This is a genomic window from Halobacterium rubrum (genome assembly GCF_021729015.1).
Lineage (GTDB): Archaea > Halobacteriota > Halobacteria > Halobacteriales > Halobacteriaceae > Halobacterium > Halobacterium rubrum.
Genome location: NZ_JAJQQZ010000001.1, coordinates 1 through 16,318 on the forward strand (window position 1 = coordinate 1; position 16,318 = coordinate 16,318).

19 protein-coding genes are annotated in these 16,318 nt (G+C 69.8%); 10 read left to right on the forward strand and 9 right to left on the reverse strand.

Going from position 1 to position 16,318, the window contains the following annotated elements; translation table 11 throughout:
• Positions 1–677: 677 nt before the first annotated feature.
• Complete coding sequence (locus tag LT971_RS00005; protein WP_237004786.1) at positions 678–989, reverse strand: non-histone chromosomal MC1 family protein; 312 nt, start codon at positions 987–989, stop codon at positions 678–680.
• A 213-nt stretch (positions 990–1,202) separates the two neighbouring features.
• Here LT971_RS00005 and LT971_RS00010 point away from each other — a divergent pair, with 213 nt between their 5' ends.
• On the forward strand, positions 1,203–1,400 hold the full coding sequence (locus tag LT971_RS00010) for a hypothetical protein (protein WP_237004787.1): 198 nt from the start codon (positions 1,203–1,205) through the stop codon (positions 1,398–1,400).
• Positions 1,401–2,450 (forward strand): quinone-dependent dihydroorotate dehydrogenase, encoded by a 1,050-nt coding sequence (locus LT971_RS00015; RefSeq protein WP_237004788.1) that lies wholly within the window; start codon positions 1,401–1,403, stop codon positions 2,448–2,450.
• Between the two features lie 51 nt (positions 2,451–2,501).
• Here LT971_RS00015 and pheT read toward each other — a convergent pair whose 3' ends face one another.
• The 4 genes from pheT to LT971_RS00035 form a co-directional block, all read right to left on the reverse strand.
• Positions 2,502–4,262 carry a phenylalanine--tRNA ligase subunit beta gene (pheT, locus tag LT971_RS00020; protein ID WP_237004789.1) on the reverse strand — a complete coding sequence of 587 codons (1,761 nt, stop codon included), beginning with the start codon at positions 4,260–4,262 and terminating at the stop codon, positions 2,502–2,504.
• Complete coding sequence (pheS, locus tag LT971_RS00025) at positions 4,262–5,770, reverse strand: phenylalanine--tRNA ligase subunit alpha (RefSeq protein WP_237004790.1); 1,509 nt, start codon at positions 5,768–5,770, stop codon at positions 4,262–4,264. The genes pheT and pheS overlap by 1 nt, the downstream gene beginning before the upstream one ends.
• A 266-nt stretch (positions 5,771–6,036) precedes the next feature.
• Complete coding sequence (locus LT971_RS00030) at positions 6,037–7,218, reverse strand: HD domain-containing protein (protein ID WP_237004791.1); 1,182 nt, start codon at positions 7,216–7,218, stop codon at positions 6,037–6,039.
• 54 nt (positions 7,219–7,272) lie between these two features.
• Complete coding sequence (locus LT971_RS00035; RefSeq protein ID WP_237004792.1) at positions 7,273–8,061, reverse strand: TrmB family transcriptional regulator; 789 nt, start codon at positions 8,059–8,061, stop codon at positions 7,273–7,275.
• A gap of 307 nt (positions 8,062–8,368) precedes the next feature.
• Here LT971_RS00035 and LT971_RS00040 point away from each other — a divergent pair, with 307 nt between their 5' ends.
• From LT971_RS00040 to LT971_RS00065, 6 genes are all read left to right on the forward strand, one after another.
• A complete protein-coding gene (locus tag LT971_RS00040) occupies positions 8,369–8,659 on the forward strand; it encodes a HalOD1 output domain-containing protein (RefSeq protein WP_237004793.1) in 291 nt (96 codons plus the stop codon).
• A gap of 88 nt (positions 8,660–8,747) precedes the next feature.
• On the forward strand, positions 8,748–9,437 hold the full coding sequence (locus LT971_RS00045; protein WP_237004794.1) for a type 1 glutamine amidotransferase: 690 nt from the start codon (positions 8,748–8,750) through the stop codon (positions 9,435–9,437).
• Between the two features lie 67 nt (positions 9,438–9,504).
• The gene (locus tag LT971_RS00050; protein WP_237004796.1) at positions 9,505–10,668 is read left to right on the forward strand and encodes an acyl-CoA dehydrogenase family protein; all 1,164 of its coding nucleotides are present in this window, start codon (positions 9,505–9,507) and stop codon (positions 10,666–10,668) included.
• A gap of 60 nt (positions 10,669–10,728) precedes the next feature.
• A complete protein-coding gene (locus LT971_RS00055) occupies positions 10,729–11,592 on the forward strand; it encodes a DUF7979 domain-containing protein (protein WP_237004797.1) in 864 nt (287 codons plus the stop codon).
• Positions 11,593–11,665: 73 nt separating this feature from the next.
• Positions 11,666–12,547, forward strand: coding sequence for a hypothetical protein (locus LT971_RS00060; protein WP_237004798.1), 882 nt, complete (start codon positions 11,666–11,668; stop codon positions 12,545–12,547).
• 134 nt (positions 12,548–12,681) lie between these two features.
• Positions 12,682–12,963, forward strand: coding sequence for a hypothetical protein (locus LT971_RS00065; RefSeq protein WP_237004800.1), 282 nt, complete (start codon positions 12,682–12,684; stop codon positions 12,961–12,963).
• Here LT971_RS00065 and LT971_RS00070 read toward each other — a convergent pair whose 3' ends face one another.
• Together LT971_RS00070 and LT971_RS00075 are read right to left on the reverse strand one after the other, a co-directional pair.
• Positions 12,964–13,341 (reverse strand): thiol-disulfide oxidoreductase DCC family protein, encoded by a 378-nt coding sequence (locus LT971_RS00070; protein WP_237004801.1) that lies wholly within the window; start codon positions 13,339–13,341, stop codon positions 12,964–12,966.
• A 2-nt stretch (positions 13,342–13,343) separates the two neighbouring features.
• Positions 13,344–13,811, reverse strand: coding sequence for a cupin domain-containing protein (locus LT971_RS00075; RefSeq protein WP_237004802.1), 468 nt, complete (start codon positions 13,809–13,811; stop codon positions 13,344–13,346).
• 530 nt (positions 13,812–14,341) lie between these two features.
• Here LT971_RS00075 and LT971_RS00080 point away from each other — a divergent pair.
• On the forward strand, positions 14,342–14,662 hold the full coding sequence (locus LT971_RS00080) for a 4Fe-4S dicluster domain-containing protein (protein ID WP_237004804.1): 321 nt from the start codon (positions 14,342–14,344) through the stop codon (positions 14,660–14,662).
• Between the two features lie 135 nt (positions 14,663–14,797).
• Here the strand turns inward: LT971_RS00080 and LT971_RS00085 are convergent, their stop codons facing one another.
• Together LT971_RS00085 and LT971_RS00090 are read right to left on the reverse strand one after the other, a co-directional pair.
• Positions 14,798–14,959 (reverse strand): DUF6757 family protein, encoded by a 162-nt coding sequence (locus tag LT971_RS00085; protein WP_237004805.1) that lies wholly within the window; start codon positions 14,957–14,959, stop codon positions 14,798–14,800.
• Positions 14,960–15,034: 75 nt separating this feature from the next.
• Positions 15,035–15,853 carry a PHP domain-containing protein gene (locus LT971_RS00090; protein ID WP_237004806.1) on the reverse strand — a complete coding sequence of 273 codons (819 nt, stop codon included), beginning with the start codon at positions 15,851–15,853 and terminating at the stop codon, positions 15,035–15,037.
• Between the two features lie 109 nt (positions 15,854–15,962).
• On the opposite strand from LT971_RS00090, the gene LT971_RS00095 reads away from it, so the two are divergent.
• Positions 15,963–16,268 carry a DUF5789 family protein gene (locus tag LT971_RS00095; protein ID WP_237004807.1) on the forward strand — a complete coding sequence of 102 codons (306 nt, stop codon included), beginning with the start codon at positions 15,963–15,965 and terminating at the stop codon, positions 16,266–16,268.
• The last annotated feature ends 50 nt before the right edge of the window (positions 16,269–16,318 follow it).

Sequence of the window (16,318 nt, forward strand, 5' to 3'; positions counted from 1 at the left end):
CATTCCTTCGGACCTGAACGTAGTTCGCGGCGAGTCATAAACCCACCGGAACTGGTTTGGTCCGAGACGACGTTCGCATTCCTCCGAACGCCCCGTTATTACTTAAGGGCATCGAACCGCGCTCGAATCGAGCGGGGTCGACGCCGCACGGAGCGGCGAGGTAGATGCATCAGCCGCCCGGAGAACCCGGGCAGCCTCATTGTCGTTCGCATCACCTCGTTTCGCCCGTTATTACTTAAGGGCATCGAACCGGCCCGGACGAGTCCGGGTCGGCCGTCGGCGGCATGCGTCGGCCGCCCGAAGAACCCGGGCGGCCCCATTGTCGTTCGCATTCCACCGAAACGCCCTGTTACACTTAAGGGCGTCGAACTGACCCCGAGACGGCGTCGGTTCGAACGGGACGAGGAGGCTTCAATCAGTGGCGTCGGGTACACCGAGCCACCTCACGTCGTTCGCATCCCATCCGAGTGCCGAGGTACGTAAAACACCGTCGAACCAGCGCCGCTTCGGCACGTGACCACACGGCAGAAATCCTCGTACGAGACGATGTCGCGTGGGCGGAGGTCGGCCAGTCGTCCCGCGCGAGTGCGCTCGGTCGGGCCGAGTGGTACCCACGCAGAGACGCGTAGCCGTGGGACACCCTAAGCAGTTGCGGCGCGAAGAAGTCGGGGGGTGGGTTACTCGTCGAGGTGGTCGATGCCCTGCTTGGACACGTTGGCTTTCGTGATGTCGCCGGGCATCCAGTCGGGCTTGTCGTCGGGGGCGTCCTCCTCCCAGGCCCAGGCCTCGTAGATGTGTACTTTGTCCGTGCCTTTCTCCCGGAGCTCGATGTCGTGGCGATCGGCGTCGTCCTCGGAGCCCCCGACGTCGTCGAGGCGGCGAGCTGCTTTCAGAGCTGCCTGTCGGGGGGTGTTACCGCTGAAGACACTGGGCTCGGTCCCGTCGTCGGTGCGGAGTGCGAAGTTCCGCTTACCGTCCTCACGTACCATGGTTTTCCTCCATGAGACGCCAACACAAGGACTTGTCATAAATATATCGGCGGATTTCGGACATCTTTTATAAGCAACAGCGGATATTCCACCCACGGCGTCCGTACGGGACCCGACAGCAGACCCGCCGCTGCACGGGCCGACCGGCTGTCTGCGCACACGTCGGAAGCGCTTAAGTAGCGGCTGCGGCGAACGTTGACGTAGACACCCGCGATGGTCCGCAAGAAGAAGCTGAGTCCGAGCGGCGCGAGAGGCGAGGACGGCGAGTACCACAACGCGCACGTGAACCTCCACGAGGACGAGCTGTCCGTGGCCGGCCTGGAGATCGGCGACGACGTCTTCGTGCGCGTGCGAGAAGACAAGATTATCATACAGAAAGCCGACCCCGACGACGTCGACCACGACCTCTAGATGTACGGTCTCCTGAAACCCGCGCTGTTTCGGCTGCCACCGGAGACGGCCCACGAGGTGACGACGGGTGCGCTGCGTGTCGCCCAGCGGCTGGGCGTCCACCGGGCGTACGCGAGCCACTACACCGTCGAGGACGACCGACTGGGCGTCGAGGCGTTCGGGCAGTCGTTCCCGAACCCCGTCGGTGTGGCCGCGGGCTTCGACAAGAACGCCGAAGTGCCGCGTGCGCTGGCTGCCCTCGGGTTCGGGCACGTGGAGCTGGGGGCGGTGACGGCCGAGCGCCAGCCGGGGAACGACCGGCCGCGGCTGTTCCGGCTGCCCGAGGACGAGGCGCTCGTGAACCGGATGGGGTTCAACAACGAGGGCGCCGACACCGTGGGGGAGCGCCTCGACGAGGAGCCGCTACCGGACGTCCCCGTGGGCGTGAACGTCGGGAAGTCGAAGACGACGCCACTCGAGGAGGCCCCCGACGACTACCGGTACACGTTCGAGCGCGTGGGCGACGCCGCCGACTACGTGGTGGTGAACGTCTCCAGTCCGAACACGCCGGGGCTGCGCGAGCTCCAGGGGCGCGAGCAGCTCGCGGCCATCCTCGAGGCGCTCCAGGACGCCGGCGCCGACCGGCTGCTGGTGAAGCTCTCCCCGGACCTCCACCGTGACGCCGTGGCAGACGCCGTCGAACTGGCAGGCGACCTCGGGCTGGACGGCATCGTGGCGACGAACACGACGACCGACCGCCCCGACAGCCTCCAGCACCCGAACGCCGGGGAGGGCGGCGGGCTCTCGGGGGCGCCCATCCGGGAGCGCGCGACCGAGCAGGTGCGGTTCGTCGCCGAGCGCACCGACCTCCCAGTGGTGGGGGTGGGGGGCGTGGCGACAGCCGAGGACGCCTACGAGAAGATTCGCGCGGGAGCGAGCGTGGTCCAGCTGTACACCGCGCTCGTCTACCGGGGGCCGTCGGTCGCGAAGCGGATCAACGAGGGGCTGCTGGCGTTGCTCGAACGGGACGGCTTCGACGACGTCGAGGATGCGGTCGGGGCCGACCTGTAGCTCCGGGGGGCGACAGCAGAGACGGCGAGAGCGAGAGACGCAGCAGCTATTCTACCGGAGCGCGTCGAGTTCGAACTCGAAGCCGGCGACCGGCACTTCGACGTCGTGGTCGACGATGACCGCGGGGTGGAGTTCGCCGATGACGCCAACCGGCTCGCCGTCGATCTCGACGGTGGCAGCGCGCCCGTCGATGAACGACGGGTGGTCGGTCGGCGGGGTGGCGAGGTCGACGTGGAACTCGTCGCAGAGTGCCTGCAGGCGCGCTTTGGCGTCCTCGTAGGAGGCGTCGTGGCGCGCGAGCACGGCGGCGACGGTGCGGCGTTCGGCGACGCCCGTCTCGGTGTCGCCGTCGGCGTGAGCGGCGAAGCCGACTTCGGCGAGTTCCTGCGGGTAGGAGTGGTGCGTGTTGTTCTCCAGGACCATCGCGAGCGAGGGCAGCGCCCACGTGCGGAGGATGGTGAAGTCCTCGCTGTAGGGTTCGGAGATGGTGGCTGGCTCCGCAGCCCCCACCGCGTCGTCCTCGTCGGGCGACAGCCGCATGCGGTCGAAGTTCTCCGCCTCGCTGGTCATGTTGAAGTTCAGGAGGTCCTCGAAGCCGAGGCCGACGAGCGTCCCGCGGACGGAGCGTTCGAGCCGCGAGGACTCGGTGCGGCCGCCGATGGTGTTGACGTCCGGGTAGCGCGGCTCGAGGTCGTTGAAGCCGTACGCGCGCCCGAGGTCGTCGACGACGTCGACGGGGTGCAGCACGTCGACGCGGTACGGGGGAATCTCGACGTCGTAGCCGTCGTCGACCGGCGTGGCGTCGAGCCCCGAGCGTTCGGCGAGGTCGACGACGTCGTCGGTGGTGAAGTCGACGCCGAGCAGCGTCTCGATGCGGTCGTGGGTGACGTGTTTGGTGCGGACCGCGAAGTCCGGCCGGTGGAGCTCCCTGTCGGGGTAGTCGACCGTGACGTCCTCGATGGTGGCGCCGCGGGCGTCCAGCGCGTAGCAGATGATGGCGCACATGCGGTCGAGCGTCCACTGGTCGGTGCCAGTGAGTTCGACGAACAGCTCCCGGGAGTCGGTGGTGACCTCGGTGCGCCGGCCGTTGATGACCGGCGGGAAGCTGAACAGCCCGATGGCGTCGTAGATTGCGGGGTAGGCGTCGTAGTCCGCCAGGAGGTCGGCGTAGGTCTCCCCGGTCGGGTGCTCGGAGAGGACGTCGGCGGGCGTGCGTTCGGCGTCGTCGTCCAGTGGGACGAACGTGTCGCCGTCGGGCTCGACGCTCGTGTACGTGATGGAGCGAGTGGCGGCGCCGTCGCCCTCGGTGTCGACGGCTTCGCTCGCGGTTTCACCGCTCGCGCGTTCGGTGGCGCTGCGCGCCACCTGCCCCTTGAGCATCGCGAGGTCGTGGATGCCGATGGCGCCCTTCGCGCGCTTGCGGCCCATCGTGGCGTGCAGCTTCTCCTGGAGCTGGATGAGCGAGTCGAGCGCGTCCTCGTCGAGGTCGACGCCGCGAATCACGGCACCGGTGACGTACGGCCGATCTTCGGGGACGTCCTCGACGTTGATGGTCCACTCCGGGCTGTTCGTGTCGGGGACGTCGACGCCGCGGTCGTCGCCGTAGTGGTAGCGCAGACTGCGTGCGATGCCCTCGACGGAGAGCCGGTCGAGGCGGTCGGCCTCGAACTCGAGTTTGAAGTCACCGTCCTCGGTCTCGCCCTCGTACTCGATGCCGAGGCCGAAGAGGTCCTGGCGGAGGTCGTCGTCGTCCTTGTCGCGGTGGCCGGTGAGCCGGCGGAGTTCGTCGGGGTCGACGTCGACGACGGGCATCAGTACACCACCTCCGCGTCCCGCAGGAACTCCACGTCACACAGCGTCCCGTGGACGTCGCGGATGTCCTCGAAGCCGGTCATCAGCATCAGCAGCCGCTCGAGTGCGAGCCCCCACGCCATCACGTCGGCGTCTACGTCCAGCGGTTCCAGCATCTCCGGCCGGAAGATGCCGGAGTTCCCGATCTCGATGAGCTCCCCCGTCTCCGGGTGGCGGCCGAACAGCTCGAAGCTCGGCTCCGTGTAGGGGTTGTAGGTGGGCTTGAACTGGAGGTCGTGGATGCCGAACTGGCTGTAGAACTCCCGGAAGGTCCCCATGAGGTCGCGCACGGAGAGGTCGTCGGCAACCACCAGGCCCTCGATCTGGAAGAACTCCAGGAGGTGGGTGGCGTCGAGGGTGTCGTTCCGGTAGGCTTTCTCGACGCTGAAGTAGCGGGCGGGCGGTTCGACGTCCTCGTCGGCGACGCCGGCGAGGTGGCGGGCGGTGAGACTCGTCGTGTGCCCGCGGAGTGCGAGCGCACGCGCGAAGTCCTCGTCCCACGGCGAGTGGTAGCCGTCGCCGTCTGGGCTGACGCCCTCGCGGTGCGCGCGCTCGACGCGCTCGACGAGGTCGGCGGGCAGCGAGTCGATCTGCTCCGGGTTCGAGAGCGCGAACCGGTCCCAGTGGTTCCGGGCCGGGTGGTCCTGGGGCATGAACAGGCAGTCGTTGATGTAGAAGTCGGCGTCGACGTGGGGGCCTTCCATCTCCTGGAAGCCCATCCCCACGAGGACGTCTTTGACGCGTTCGGCGGCCTGCCGGAGCACGTGGGTCTTCCCGGGCGTGTGGTCGGCGGCGTCGGCTTCGACGTTGTAGTCCGCGAACTCGACGTCCTGCCACTCGCCGGAGGCGAGCAGCTCGGGAGTGAGTTCGCCGACCTCCTCGGCCGCTTCGACGCCGGCCATCAGTTCCGTGACGCCGGCCTCGGTGAGCGTCACCGACCGAACGGTGCGCTCGCGGACGTTCACGAGGTCGCGGCTCGCGAGCTGGTCGAGGACGGCCTGGTCGTCGACGCTGCCGCCGTCGGCGAGCGTCGCGAGCGCGTCGGCCTCGGGGTCGCTGTCGGGGTCGGCGTCCGGGTCCGCCGAGAGTTCTCCGGAGTCGATGGCGCCGTACCCCTTCCGGGCGTAGTTCGACAGCGCGATGTCGACCTGCGGACCCTCGAGCCCGGAGGCGCCGATGACCTGCCCCATCTGGACGGGAGATTCGTCGGCGCCCGCGTCGAGGGCGGCCCGGTACAGCCGGACCTCGGGCAGGCCGTCGGCGGCGTACTCGCGGCCTTCGTCGGTGAGCGATACGTCTGCGGTGCTGGCCTCGCTGACGGCGACCAGCCCGGCGTCTTCGAGTTCGAACGCCGCGCCGGCGACCGTCTCGGGCGGATACTCCGTCTCCGCCGCGAGGGCCTCGATTCGTCGGGGGTCGTCGGCGCTCGCCGCTTCGAGCACCGCGACCTGCTGTGCTGGGAGTTGCATGTCGTGTAGGCGTGCGTGGGAGTCAGTTATCGGTTCCGAACGACCGCGGCCCGACCGCGTGGTTTCGGCCGCCCCGGCGCGCCAGCGCCCGGGCGGCGTCCGCCACGCGTCAGGCGTCGAAGAAGAATCCGAACCCGGGACGCGCGGCTGGCTCGCGGCTCGTACACCCGGCGTAGGGTTCGGACGCCATACTCTGGGCGACGAGGCCTCCGGCCAAAAACGTTCCGTCGAGAAGGGGCGGTCTGGGGGGAGGAGGGAGGAGACGATTACTCCGCGGGGTCGCCGACGCCCGCGAGCCCGAGTTCGCGTTCGGCGGCCGCCGCGACTTCGGGGACGTCGTCCTCGGGTGCGTAGACGCCGAACCGCCACTGGACGCGCTGGGAGGCGAGCATCCCCTCGACGAGCGGGCTCTGTTCGTCCAGCCGGCGGGTGTCGCCGTTGACCGCGACGCGCACCGAGGACTCCGGCATCGAGGGTTCGCCGGGCGTATCGACGACGACGGCGTCCTCGGGGACGCCGGCGGTCTCGGCGACCTGCGCCTCGAAGTCCCGGGCCGTCTCGTAGTCGGCAGTGGCGACGTCGTCGGGGACGGCATCGCGTTCGGCCCAGACGGCGCGCTTGTAGAGGTCGCGGTCGCGGACGCGGCGGGCGGCGTCGCGGGTCGCCTCGCAGTCCCGGAGCGCGGCGAGCAGTTCGGCGTCCGTGAACCGCGCGAACGTCTCGATGTCGAGGTCGGTGGTGTCCAGCAGGCGGGCGCCCGCGCGGTCGAGCATGGCGCCCGCGATGCGGGAGACGTGGTGGCGGTAGACGGCCGAGTTCATGAGCGCGCGCCCGACGAGCACGCTCTCGGCGGTGGGGACGTTGCCCTCGGCGAGCACGAGGTCGTCGTCCCGGAAGGTGAGCGCGCGCAGCAGCCGGCCGTGGTCGATGGTGCCGTAGGGGACGCCGGTGTGGTGGGCGTCCCGCACGAGGTAGTCCATGCGGTCGACGTCCAGTTCGCCCGCGACGAGCTGGCCGAGTCTGCCCTCGCCGGCGACGAGGTCGGCGACCCGGTCGGGGTCGAGGCCGTGCTCGCGGAGGACGTCACCGAGGACGCCGTTCGAGAGGAGGTGGGCGACGTCGTCGTGGTGGCGGCCGAGCCGGCGCTGGATGATGCCCTCGGTCTGGTGGCCGTAGGGGCCGTGGCCGACGTCGTGCAGGAGGGCGGCGGCGCGGACGGTGTCGGCGCGCGCGCCGGAGACGTCGAGGTGGTCGAGCGCGCGGTCCGCGAGGTGGAAGACGCCCAGCGAGTGCTCGAAGCGCGTGTGGTTCGCCGACGGGTAGACGAGCCGGATGGTGGAGAGCTGCTTGATGTGGCGGAGTCGCTGGACGGGCCCGGTGTCGAGCAGGGCCTCCGCGACGCCGTCGACCTCGATGTAGTCGTGGACGCTGTCCTTGATGGCGCGCATTCGTTCGCCCCGTGGCAGGGGGCGGACAAAGGTGATTCGACAGCTACCGCGCCGTCACGTTCGCGGGGCGACCGGGACCTCGACGGGCGCGTCCGCGAGCAGCCGGCGGGCGACGGCGACGAGGACGTTCTCGGCGCCGGTGCCGACGACGGCGTGCGGGTCGTCGCCGGCGGTGGCGTACAGCACGCGCGTCCCGTCGACGAGCAGGAGCCGGTCGACTTCGGCGCCGTCGTCGAGTTCGCCGGCCAGCCAGGTGGGGTCGGCGTCGAAGACGGTGTCGTCACCGAGCGCGTCGGCGGCGGCGTCCCGGGCGCCCTGGTCGACACCGCCGACCGTGACGTCGACGCCGGCGTCGGCGGTCGCCGCGAGTTCCTCGGCGAGGGCGGCGTCGAGCGCGTCGGCGGTGGCGACGAGCGCGACGGCCGTGTCGGCGTCCGCGACGAGACCCGTGGTGCGGTTCGCGACGGCACTGGCGCCGGTCAGCGTCCAGACATCGGTGGTGTCGGCGTCGGCGTCGCGCTGGACGTCGGGAACGTCGTCGAGCGCGTCCCGGAGGTCGCCGATGCGGGCGTCGTACTCGTCGCGCAGCGTCTCGGCGGCCTCGGCGACCGGGACCGCGCGGAAGCGCTGGGGGTTCGAGTGCTGGCGCGCGACCAGTCCGGCGTCCTCGAGCGCGTCGACGGCGTCGTACACTCGCGTTCGCGGGACTTCCGAGAGCTCGCTGACGGCTTTGGCAGTCGCGTTCTCGACTCTGGAGAGCGCGACGAAGCACTTCGCCTCGTACTCCTTGAGACCGAGGGCCTGGAGCAGTTCGACCGCGTCGTCGACAGGTGAGTCGTGCATGGGTCCCAACCGGCCGAAACTTGCGCTGGCTACGGTTTAAATTACCATCAATATGGAGAGATATTACTAGCTTGTGGCGTCAGTGAGGCGAGACGAACCCGCGGAATCTGTCACCCAGTTAATCACAGCATATTATACACGGGGCGTGGTAGGGGGTCGTGGCTCCCGGCGCGAGGTCCCAACCAATCACGCGCCCGGAGTCACTGCCGACGCGAGACTGCGTCTCGACAGGTGCGAAAGACTCTTCGTGACGCACAGTATCAGTGGGCACAGTCCGGGGGTCTCCCCCGTACAGAGGCACGCCACCATGACTGACAACACTCGATGCGGGCACGGTCGCGGGCGACAGGGCGAGGGCAGCCACACGACGTACGACCTCGGAGAGTACGACCGGCCGACTGTCGGCGTCGTCGAAGCGGTGGCAGCCGCCACCGACCGCGACCCCGGGTCGCTCCCGCAGCTCGGCCACGTCGTCGACCCCGACGCCATCGACGACCTGCTCGCCAGCGGGCCGGACGTCGAAATCGACTTCGAGTACGCCGACACGACCGTCACCGTCCGCGGGGACGCCACGGTCGTCGTCGACGTCCACTGCTGAGGCTGCAGCCGCCGGCAGACACGCGTCCGGGAAGCCAGCGCTGCCGCCGCCGAAACCCGCTTGAGCCTCGAGTCGCTACAGCCCGAAAATGGGTCGACCGCGCGTCGCGCTGCTCAACGCCGCACACGAACCCGCAGAGACCACCCGGAACTTCCGCCGCGAGCTGGACGCCGACCTCGCCGAGTTCCACGCGAAGTCAGGCGAACTACCCACTCATCACGAGTTCGACGGCGTCGTCGTCACCGGCTCGAAGTCCTCCGTCTACTGGGACGACGACTGGATCCCGGCACTCGTCGACTACGTCGCGGACGCCCACGACGCCGGCGTGCCGATTCTCGGCGTCTGCTTCGGCCACCAGGTGCTCGCGGAGGCGCTGGGCGGCACCGTCGAGGACATGGGCGCCTTCGAGCTCGGGTACCGGGCGATCGAACAGACCGTCGACGCCGACCCCCTGTTCGAGAGCGTTCCCGAGACGTTCACGACGTTCACGACGCACGGCGACGCCGTCACGGAGCTCCCGCCGGGTGCGACCCTGCTCGCGGAGAACGACTACGGCGTCCACGCGTTCCGCGTCGACCAGTCCGTCGGCGTCCAGTTCCACCCCGAGTACGACAACGACACCGCCGAACGCATCGCCCGCGAGAAGGACGTCGACGAGGACCGCCGCGACGACGTGCTGGCCGGCATCACCCCCGAGGCGTACGACGCCGCCTGCGAGACCAAGCGGCTGTTCGAGAACTTCACCAGCGGGCTGGCGTCGCCGACGGCCGGCGACTGAGCCGGCCGCGACCGACCACTGCGACGGACCAGTAGGCTTTTTCACCGTTTGGCGCCGAGTACGCGGTATGCTCGACTACGTGGGCCTGGAGGCCGACCTCGACAGCGAGGAGCGGCTCGTCCGGGACACCGCCCGCGAGTTCGTCGACGAACACGTCCGCGACGACATCGGCGACCACTACCTCGAGGGGACGTTCCCGACGGAACTCATCCCCGAGATGGGCGAACTCGGGTTCTACGCGCCGAACCTCGAGGGGTACGGCCTGCCGAACGTCTCGGAGACGGCCTACGGCCTGCTGATGCAGGAGCTGGAGGCCTGCGACTCGGGGCTGCGGTCGATGGCGAGCGTGCAGGGCGCGCTCGTCATGTACCCGATTCACGCCTTCGGCAGCGAGGAGCAGAAAGAGCAGTGGCTGCCCGACCTCGGCCGCGGGGAGGCCGTCGGTTGCTTCGGGCTGACCGAGCCCGAGCACGGCTCGAACCCGTCCGCGATGGAGACCACGGCGGAGCCGGACGGCGACGAGTACGTCTTGAACGGCTCGAAGACGTGGATCACGAACTCCCCCATCGCCGACGTGGCCGTCGTCTGGGCGAAAGACCAGGGTGAGGACGGGACCCCCGTCCGGGGCTTCCTCGTGGAGACGGACCGCGACGGCGTCACCACCAACAAGATCGACGAGAAGCTCTCGCTGCGCGCCTCGATCACGGGCGAGATCAGCCTCCAGAACGCCCGCGTCCCGAAGGAGAACCGGCTGCCGGGCGTCGAGGGCATGAAGGGGCCGCTGTCCTGCCTGACGCAGGCCCGCTACGGCATCGCGTGGGGCGCAGTCGGCGCCGCCAGGGACTGCTTCGAGACCGCCCGCGACTACGCCACCGACCGCGAGCAGTTCGGGCAGCCCATCGGCGGCTTCCAGATGCAACAGCAGAAGCTCGCCGAGATGGCGACCCAGGTGACGACCAGCCAGCTGCTCGCCCACCGGCTCGCCGAGCTCAAGGAGCGCGGCGACCTCCGCCCCCAGCACGTCTCGATGGCCAAACGCAACAACGTCCGGATGGCGCGGGACCAGTCCCGCATCGCCCGCGAGATGCTCGGCGGGAACGGCATCACGGTGGACTACTCGCCGATGCGCCACATGGCGAACATGGAGACCGTCTACACGTACGAGGGCACCCACGACATCCACACGCTGATTCTCGGCGAGGACCTCACCGGCATGCAGGCCTACCAGTAGACCGGAGTCCTCGCTTCAGTCCCGACAAGACACTTACCCCGACCGCCGGAACCCGGAGGCATGCCCACGCGCAGAGCCCTCCTCCGGGACGGCGCCGGCGCCGCTTCGCTGGCGGTGCTCGCCGGCTGCCAGTCAGCGCTCCCCTCCTCCCGGAACACCACCACACAGCCCGAATCCTCGGGCGCCGGCGAGCCGAGACTGGACGCCGAACCCGTCACGCCTTCGTCAATCCCGGACGGTGCGACTGTCGGCGTCACCAGTCCGCCTCTCCACGAACTCGTCGCGAACGCCGCCGAAGCTGACGGCCGCGTCGACCTGCAGACGACCGGGAGCGCCGACGGCGACGAGTCCCTCACGCTCGGCGGCTTCGACTACGTCGAGTTCGAGGACCAGACGTACGAGTCGACGGCGTCGTTCGCCGGGTTCGGCGAGGAGTCCACCGCGAAGTTCTCGCTGCTCGCCGTGGACGGCGACGAGGTCGGCGCTGACGCCGACGTCACCACGTACGAGTCGCTGAGCGACCGCGAGCAGGCGGTCGCCGACGAGATGCTCGCGGACGGGTCACTCTCTGTCGGCCGCCACGAACGGCGACCCGAGGAAGTCGGGGCAATCGTCGGGAGTGAGTTCTTTCGCGCGGACGGCCAGACGTACCGCATCCAGATCACCGTCGGCGACCCACCAGCACACCACATGCTGGAACTGGATACCGCGAACCCCGGCGACGACGCGCAGGTCGTGACAGTGCTCGACGAACGCCCTGCGGCCGACTGGAGTGACGTCCTGCAGGAGGGCCTCGGCCCCGGGAGCGTCGGTGTCGAGGACCTTCCCAGCAGCGCGGCGCTCGTCGACTACCTCGACGGCATCGACTACGTCGTCACCGCCACGACCGTCGCCGACGCCACGGTGAACGAGACCGTCCAGTAGCGCGCGGCGGCGGTCGTTACAAGAAGTCGGGACCGCAGAAAAGACACTTACAGCGGCGTCCGGAACGCCCGGTATGGCCTCTCGCAGGCGGTTCGTCCGGGCGGCAGGCGCCGCGGCGGTCGCGGCGCTCGCCGGTTGCGCGAGCGGGAGCGGTGGCGACGCGACCGACACCACCCACAGCGACGGCAGCAGTGGGGACGACACCGGCGACGGCGGGCTGCGGCTCGCGGGCGAGGCGATAGTGCCGGCCGACGTGCCCGACGGCGCAACGGTGGCAGTGTCCGAGCCGGACCTCCACCAGCTGGTCGTCGACGCCACACAGACCGACGGCCGGGTCGACCTCGACCGCGGCGGCAGCGGGCCCGGGCGGAACGCGACGCTGGCGCTCGGCGCGTTCGAGTACGTCGCGTTCGAGGACGAGACCTACGCCCCGAGCGCGTCGTTCGCGGAGTTCGCGGCGGAGACGGCCTACCGCTACGAGCTCGTGTCCGTCGACGACGCGGACGCGCCCGAGCGTGGCGACGACGTGCTCCGGTACCCGGACCTCAGCGAGGGCGAACAGGCGTTCGCCGACCAGTTGCTGGCGAGCGGGACGCACACAGTCGGTCCACACGAGCAGCGGCCGCCCGGCGCCGAGCCGTTCCAGTCCCAGTCCTACCTCCGCACCGACGACGCCACGTACCGGATTCGGGTGTCCGTCGGCGACCACGCCGCCCACCACATGCTCTCGCTGGACCCCGCCGACCCGGGGAACGACGCCCAGGTCGTAACTGTCACCGACCGCGTGCCGGAGCCGGCGTGGTCGGGCGTGTTCGCGGCGCTGCTCGGCGCAGGGTCGGTCAGCATCGAGGACGTCGCCGGCGCCGACGCGCTCGTCAACTACCTCGACGGCGTCGACTACGTCACCACGGCCGCCGACGTGCTCTCCGTGGACGTCCGGGGAGCCAGCGAGTAGGAGCGGGAGCACCACCACAACGCTGAAGCCGGCGGCAGGCGCCACTCGGCGGATTCTCGCGGCCACAGCGGCAGCACCGTGTGGGCTCGCCGCCGCCAGTGGCCGGCCGCCACACGACACGTGGCGGAGTATCCATGGAACCCCACCACGCGCTCGTGTCGCAGTTCGAGTCGTACAGCGTCCAGCGACAGCTCCACGGCGTGCCGCCCCACGAGGTCACCGTCGACGGCCAGCCGGCGGTCTGCAAGCGCGACACCGGGCCGACCGGGGGAGCAGGCGTCGAGGGGCGCGTGACCCGGTTCGTCGGCGAGCGGACGAGCGTCCCAGTTCCCAAGATTCCCGCCGTCGGCGACGACTGGCACGAGGCGGCGATGGGGTACGTCCGACGGCGCCGGCCGGTGCTCGACGACTGCTGACTACTCCCGCGCCGGCGGGTCGTCGCGGGCGAGCTTCCCGAGCGTGACCCGGTTGTCCGCCCCCCAGCGGTAGAGGCGCTCCCGCACCACTGCGTACCCCGGCACCGCCCCGAGCGCGGCGAACACCGGCCGGAGTTCCGGGAAGTCGTGTTCGAGCGTGCGCTCGATGGCCGCCCCACACGAGTAGACGGCGTCGTCGGTGAGGAGGTGCGCGCAGTCCTCGTAGTCGTCGGGCAGCCGCGCGACCTGGTCGGGGGACAGCTCCGTGAACCCGACGAGCTCCACGTCACCGTGGCGCGCCGCGAAGTTCGCACACCACGTGCAGAACCCGCAGTCGTCGTCGAACACCAGCCGCGGCGGGTGGTCTGGCTCGGGCATGGTCAGTCGAAGCGCCCCGTCACAGTCCCGCAGGACTCACAGACCGCGCGAATCTCGGAGTGGTCGTCGGCGAGCGAGAGCTCCTGTGTCGTCTCGCCCCCGCAGTCCGGACACTCGCGGAGGATTTCGGTCTCGCCGGCGTCCTGCGGCGCGCCGACGGCGAGCGCGCGTACGGGCTCGTCGCCCTCGTTGACGCCCTGCTGGAACTCGCCCGGCCCGAACCGCGCGAGCTCCCCCGCCTCGACGGTGACGTCCTCGTCCAGCGTCCGGAACGTCACCTCGCCGTCGAGCACGTAGAACACCTCCTCCTGCTCGGCGTGAGCGTGGAACCCGTACGCGAAGCTGTCTCCGGGTTCGAGCTCGTAGAAGTTCATCGCGGCGTCGGCCAGCCCCAGCGCGTCGGTCAGCGGGAGGCTGCGGGCAGCCGGCCCCATCCGGGAGTCGAGGTCGTCCAGACGCACTTTCCGCATACGTCTGGATTCCGTTCGGCGCGCGCATAAGCCCTCGGGAGTTCTAGGCCTCAGCGTCCTCCCGGCCTCCTTCGGGACCCAGAAAGCCCCGGCTGGCCGAACTCGGGGGCACCGGAAGACTCGCTACGCTCGTCTTCCGAGGTCACGTTCGCTGCGCTCACGTGACCCTCGCTGCGCGCTCCCTTCGGTCGCGTGCTTACGTCGGCCGCCTGCGTTCGGCCAGCCGCCCCTTTCAGTCCACCCACTACCGGCTGGCCAGCCGGCAGAAACCGTCTGATTCCACAGCCGGTAGCGGGGTGGGGAAATCGAAAGGGGCGAGGCGCTGGGCGAAGGCGCGCGACGCAAGCACTGGAGCGAGCGTAGCGAGTGAAGCGCGCAGCGAGCGCACCGAGCCCAGCGCCTCGGGGCTTTCGAGGCGTCCAAGTCAGAGAACAAACCTGTAGCAGCCCCACAACCACCAGAAACCCAAATGAGGCCTAGCCGAAGTCGTTCCCCGAGGGTTTCATACAGCCAGCGCGCAGAGCAGTGGTATGGCAATCGACCCGCAGTTCACGGAGAACCGCGAGCAGGTGGACTCCCACCAGGGCCACGACGTCTGGGGGCCGGTGGAGGAGCCCGAGAAGCTGGGGATTCACGGCACGCACGTCGCGGTCGACTTCGACATCTGTCTGGGGGACGGCGCCTGCGTGGAGGACTGTCCCGTCGACGTCTTCGAGTGGGTCGACACCCCCGACCACCCGGAGTCCGAGCTCAAGGCCGACCCGGCCAACGAGAGCCAGTGCATCGACTGCATGCTGTGCGTGGACGTCTGTCCGGTCGACGCCATCGACGTCGACGCCGGCCGGACGTAGCCGGCGCTGTTCTCGGACCGGCGCTGTTTCTCGGAGCGGCACTGTCTGACGGCGAGCCGGTGGCTGTGTGTCTTTGACTCGGTAGCCGAACGTCGTCGAACGAGCGGGGTAAAAGTGGGGCGAAAGCGGGGCGCGTTACGACCGGTCGATCTCGAGCTGGTCTCGGAGCTGCTCGAGGGTCTCGCTGTCGGAGATGTCGTCGAGGCGCTCCTGGAAGTGCTCCTCGCAGACGCCGACCTTCAGGCCGCCTTTCTCGACGGTCAGGTCGGCGCTCCGGTCGCAGTAGTGACACTGCATACGCGTCGGTTGGGGCCGGAGCCTCGTGAACCTCACGGCAGGGGCACGAATGGTACCGTGTCGCGCGGATTGCCGCTACTCCGTGGGGAGGTGCTGGCGGACGGCGTCGTACTGGTCGCGGTCGAGGCCCGCCGTGCCGAGCGTGCGCTCGTGGGCGTCGGTGCCGCCGGTCGCGAGGAGGTCGTGGGTCTCGATTGCGGCCGCGACGAGGGCGGCGCCGTCGCCGTCGGCGTCGTCGGGGTCGCGGCCGACGGGGCGGTCGTAGGGGTAGTGGGCTTCGACGGCGTCGAGGTCGGCGCAGAGCGCGAGCGCGCTCTCGGGGTCGTCGTACCGCAGCGGGTGGGCGAGGCCGACGAGACCGCAGGCGTCGGCGAGGAGGTCGACGCCTGTCTCGAAGTCGGGGACGTCGCGGGCGACGAAGCAGGGACCGTCGTCGGCGATGAGGTCGGCGAAGACGCCGTCCATCGCCTCGTAGTCCGTGTCGGCGTGGTCGACGACGGCGCGCGCGATGTGCGGGCGGCCCAGCCCCTCCCGGGGTTCCAGCGGGAGGCCGACGCCGAGTTCGGCCTCGACGTTCTCGATGATGCGGCGGCCGCGCTCGCGGCGGTCGCGCTGGATGCGCTCGCACTCGGCGACGAGCGCGTCGGTGCGGCGGACGCCGTACCCGAGGAGGTCGACGCGCTGGTCGCCGGCGTCGACCCGGAGTTCGATGCCGTGGACGACTTCGACGCCGTCGCGTTCGGCGACGGGCGCATCGAGGTCAGGGTGGAGGCGGTCGTGGTCGGTGACCGCCACCGCCGAGACGCCGGCGTCGCGAGCGGCGCTGGGCACCTCGTCGACCGTGAGGGTGCCGTCGGAGTTGGTGGTGTGGACGTGGAGGTCCGCGTAGACCATACGGGAGCGCGGGCGGCCCGCCACCTAAGCCCCCCGGTACCGGGCGTCGGGCGGGGGCGTGACTAAGGGCCCTATAACTATCATTATTGTTGATGCAGAACACTCTTGCATGGAGCCAGCGACCACAGACGTGATGACGTTCAAAGAGACCGCAGACGTGCTACGCGACCAGGAGTACCCGACCAGCGCGGCAGCGCTCGCGGCAGCCTGCGGGGACATCGAACTCGACGACGCGGGCGGCGAGGATCTCCGGACGGTCATCGCCCGCACGGGCGCCGACCAGTTCGCGTCCGCGACCGACGCCACGTTCGCGGTCTACGGCGCACTCCCCGCCGACGCCGTCGGCCGCGTCGGCTACAGCGACCGCGACCCGGACCCGATGGGCGTCGGCACCACCGAACCGGTCTCGTTCTGACCCGCCCAGTCCGGTGGGACCGGGTCGAATCCTCCGTTAGTTTGATATTG

Coding starts and splice junctions, on each gene's coding strand:
- LT971_RS00075 (WP_237004802.1), bottom strand. CDS start 13,811: ATGCGGAAAGTGCGTCTGGACGACCTCGACTCCCGGATGGGGCCGGCT.
- LT971_RS00070 (WP_237004801.1), bottom strand. CDS start 13,341: ATGCCCGAGCCAGACCACCCGCCGCGGCTGGTGTTCGACGACGACTGC.
- LT971_RS00065 (WP_237004800.1), top strand. CDS start 12,682: ATGGAACCCCACCACGCGCTCGTGTCGCAGTTCGAGTCGTACAGCGTC.
- LT971_RS00010 (WP_237004787.1), top strand. CDS start 1,203: ATGGTCCGCAAGAAGAAGCTGAGTCCGAGCGGCGCGAGAGGCGAGGAC.
- LT971_RS00030 (WP_237004791.1), bottom strand. CDS start 7,218: ATGCGCGCCATCAAGGACAGCGTCCACGACTACATCGAGGTCGACGGC.
- LT971_RS00035 (WP_237004792.1), bottom strand. CDS start 8,061: ATGCACGACTCACCTGTCGACGACGCGGTCGAACTGCTCCAGGCCCTC.
- LT971_RS00045 (WP_237004794.1), top strand. CDS start 8,748: ATGGGTCGACCGCGCGTCGCGCTGCTCAACGCCGCACACGAACCCGCA.
- LT971_RS00055 (WP_237004797.1), top strand. CDS start 10,729: ATGCCCACGCGCAGAGCCCTCCTCCGGGACGGCGCCGGCGCCGCTTCG.
- LT971_RS00080 (WP_237004804.1), top strand. CDS start 14,342: ATGGCAATCGACCCGCAGTTCACGGAGAACCGCGAGCAGGTGGACTCC.
- LT971_RS00040 (WP_237004793.1), top strand. CDS start 8,369: ATGACTGACAACACTCGATGCGGGCACGGTCGCGGGCGACAGGGCGAG.
- LT971_RS00090 (WP_237004806.1), bottom strand. CDS start 15,853: ATGGTCTACGCGGACCTCCACGTCCACACCACCAACTCCGACGGCACC.
- pheS (WP_237004790.1), bottom strand. CDS start 5,770: ATGCAACTCCCAGCACAGCAGGTCGCGGTGCTCGAAGCGGCGAGCGCC.
- LT971_RS00005 (WP_237004786.1), bottom strand. CDS start 989: ATGGTACGTGAGGACGGTAAGCGGAACTTCGCACTCCGCACCGACGAC.
- pheT (WP_237004789.1), bottom strand. CDS start 4,262: ATGCCCGTCGTCGACGTCGACCCCGACGAACTCCGCCGGCTCACCGGC.
- LT971_RS00050 (WP_237004796.1), top strand. CDS start 9,505: ATGCTCGACTACGTGGGCCTGGAGGCCGACCTCGACAGCGAGGAGCGG.
- LT971_RS00095 (WP_237004807.1), top strand. CDS start 15,963: ATGGAGCCAGCGACCACAGACGTGATGACGTTCAAAGAGACCGCAGAC.
- LT971_RS00085 (WP_237004805.1), bottom strand. CDS start 14,959: ATGCAGTGTCACTACTGCGACCGGAGCGCCGACCTGACCGTCGAGAAA.
- LT971_RS00060 (WP_237004798.1), top strand. CDS start 11,666: ATGGCCTCTCGCAGGCGGTTCGTCCGGGCGGCAGGCGCCGCGGCGGTC.
- LT971_RS00015 (WP_237004788.1), top strand. CDS start 1,401: ATGTACGGTCTCCTGAAACCCGCGCTGTTTCGGCTGCCACCGGAGACG.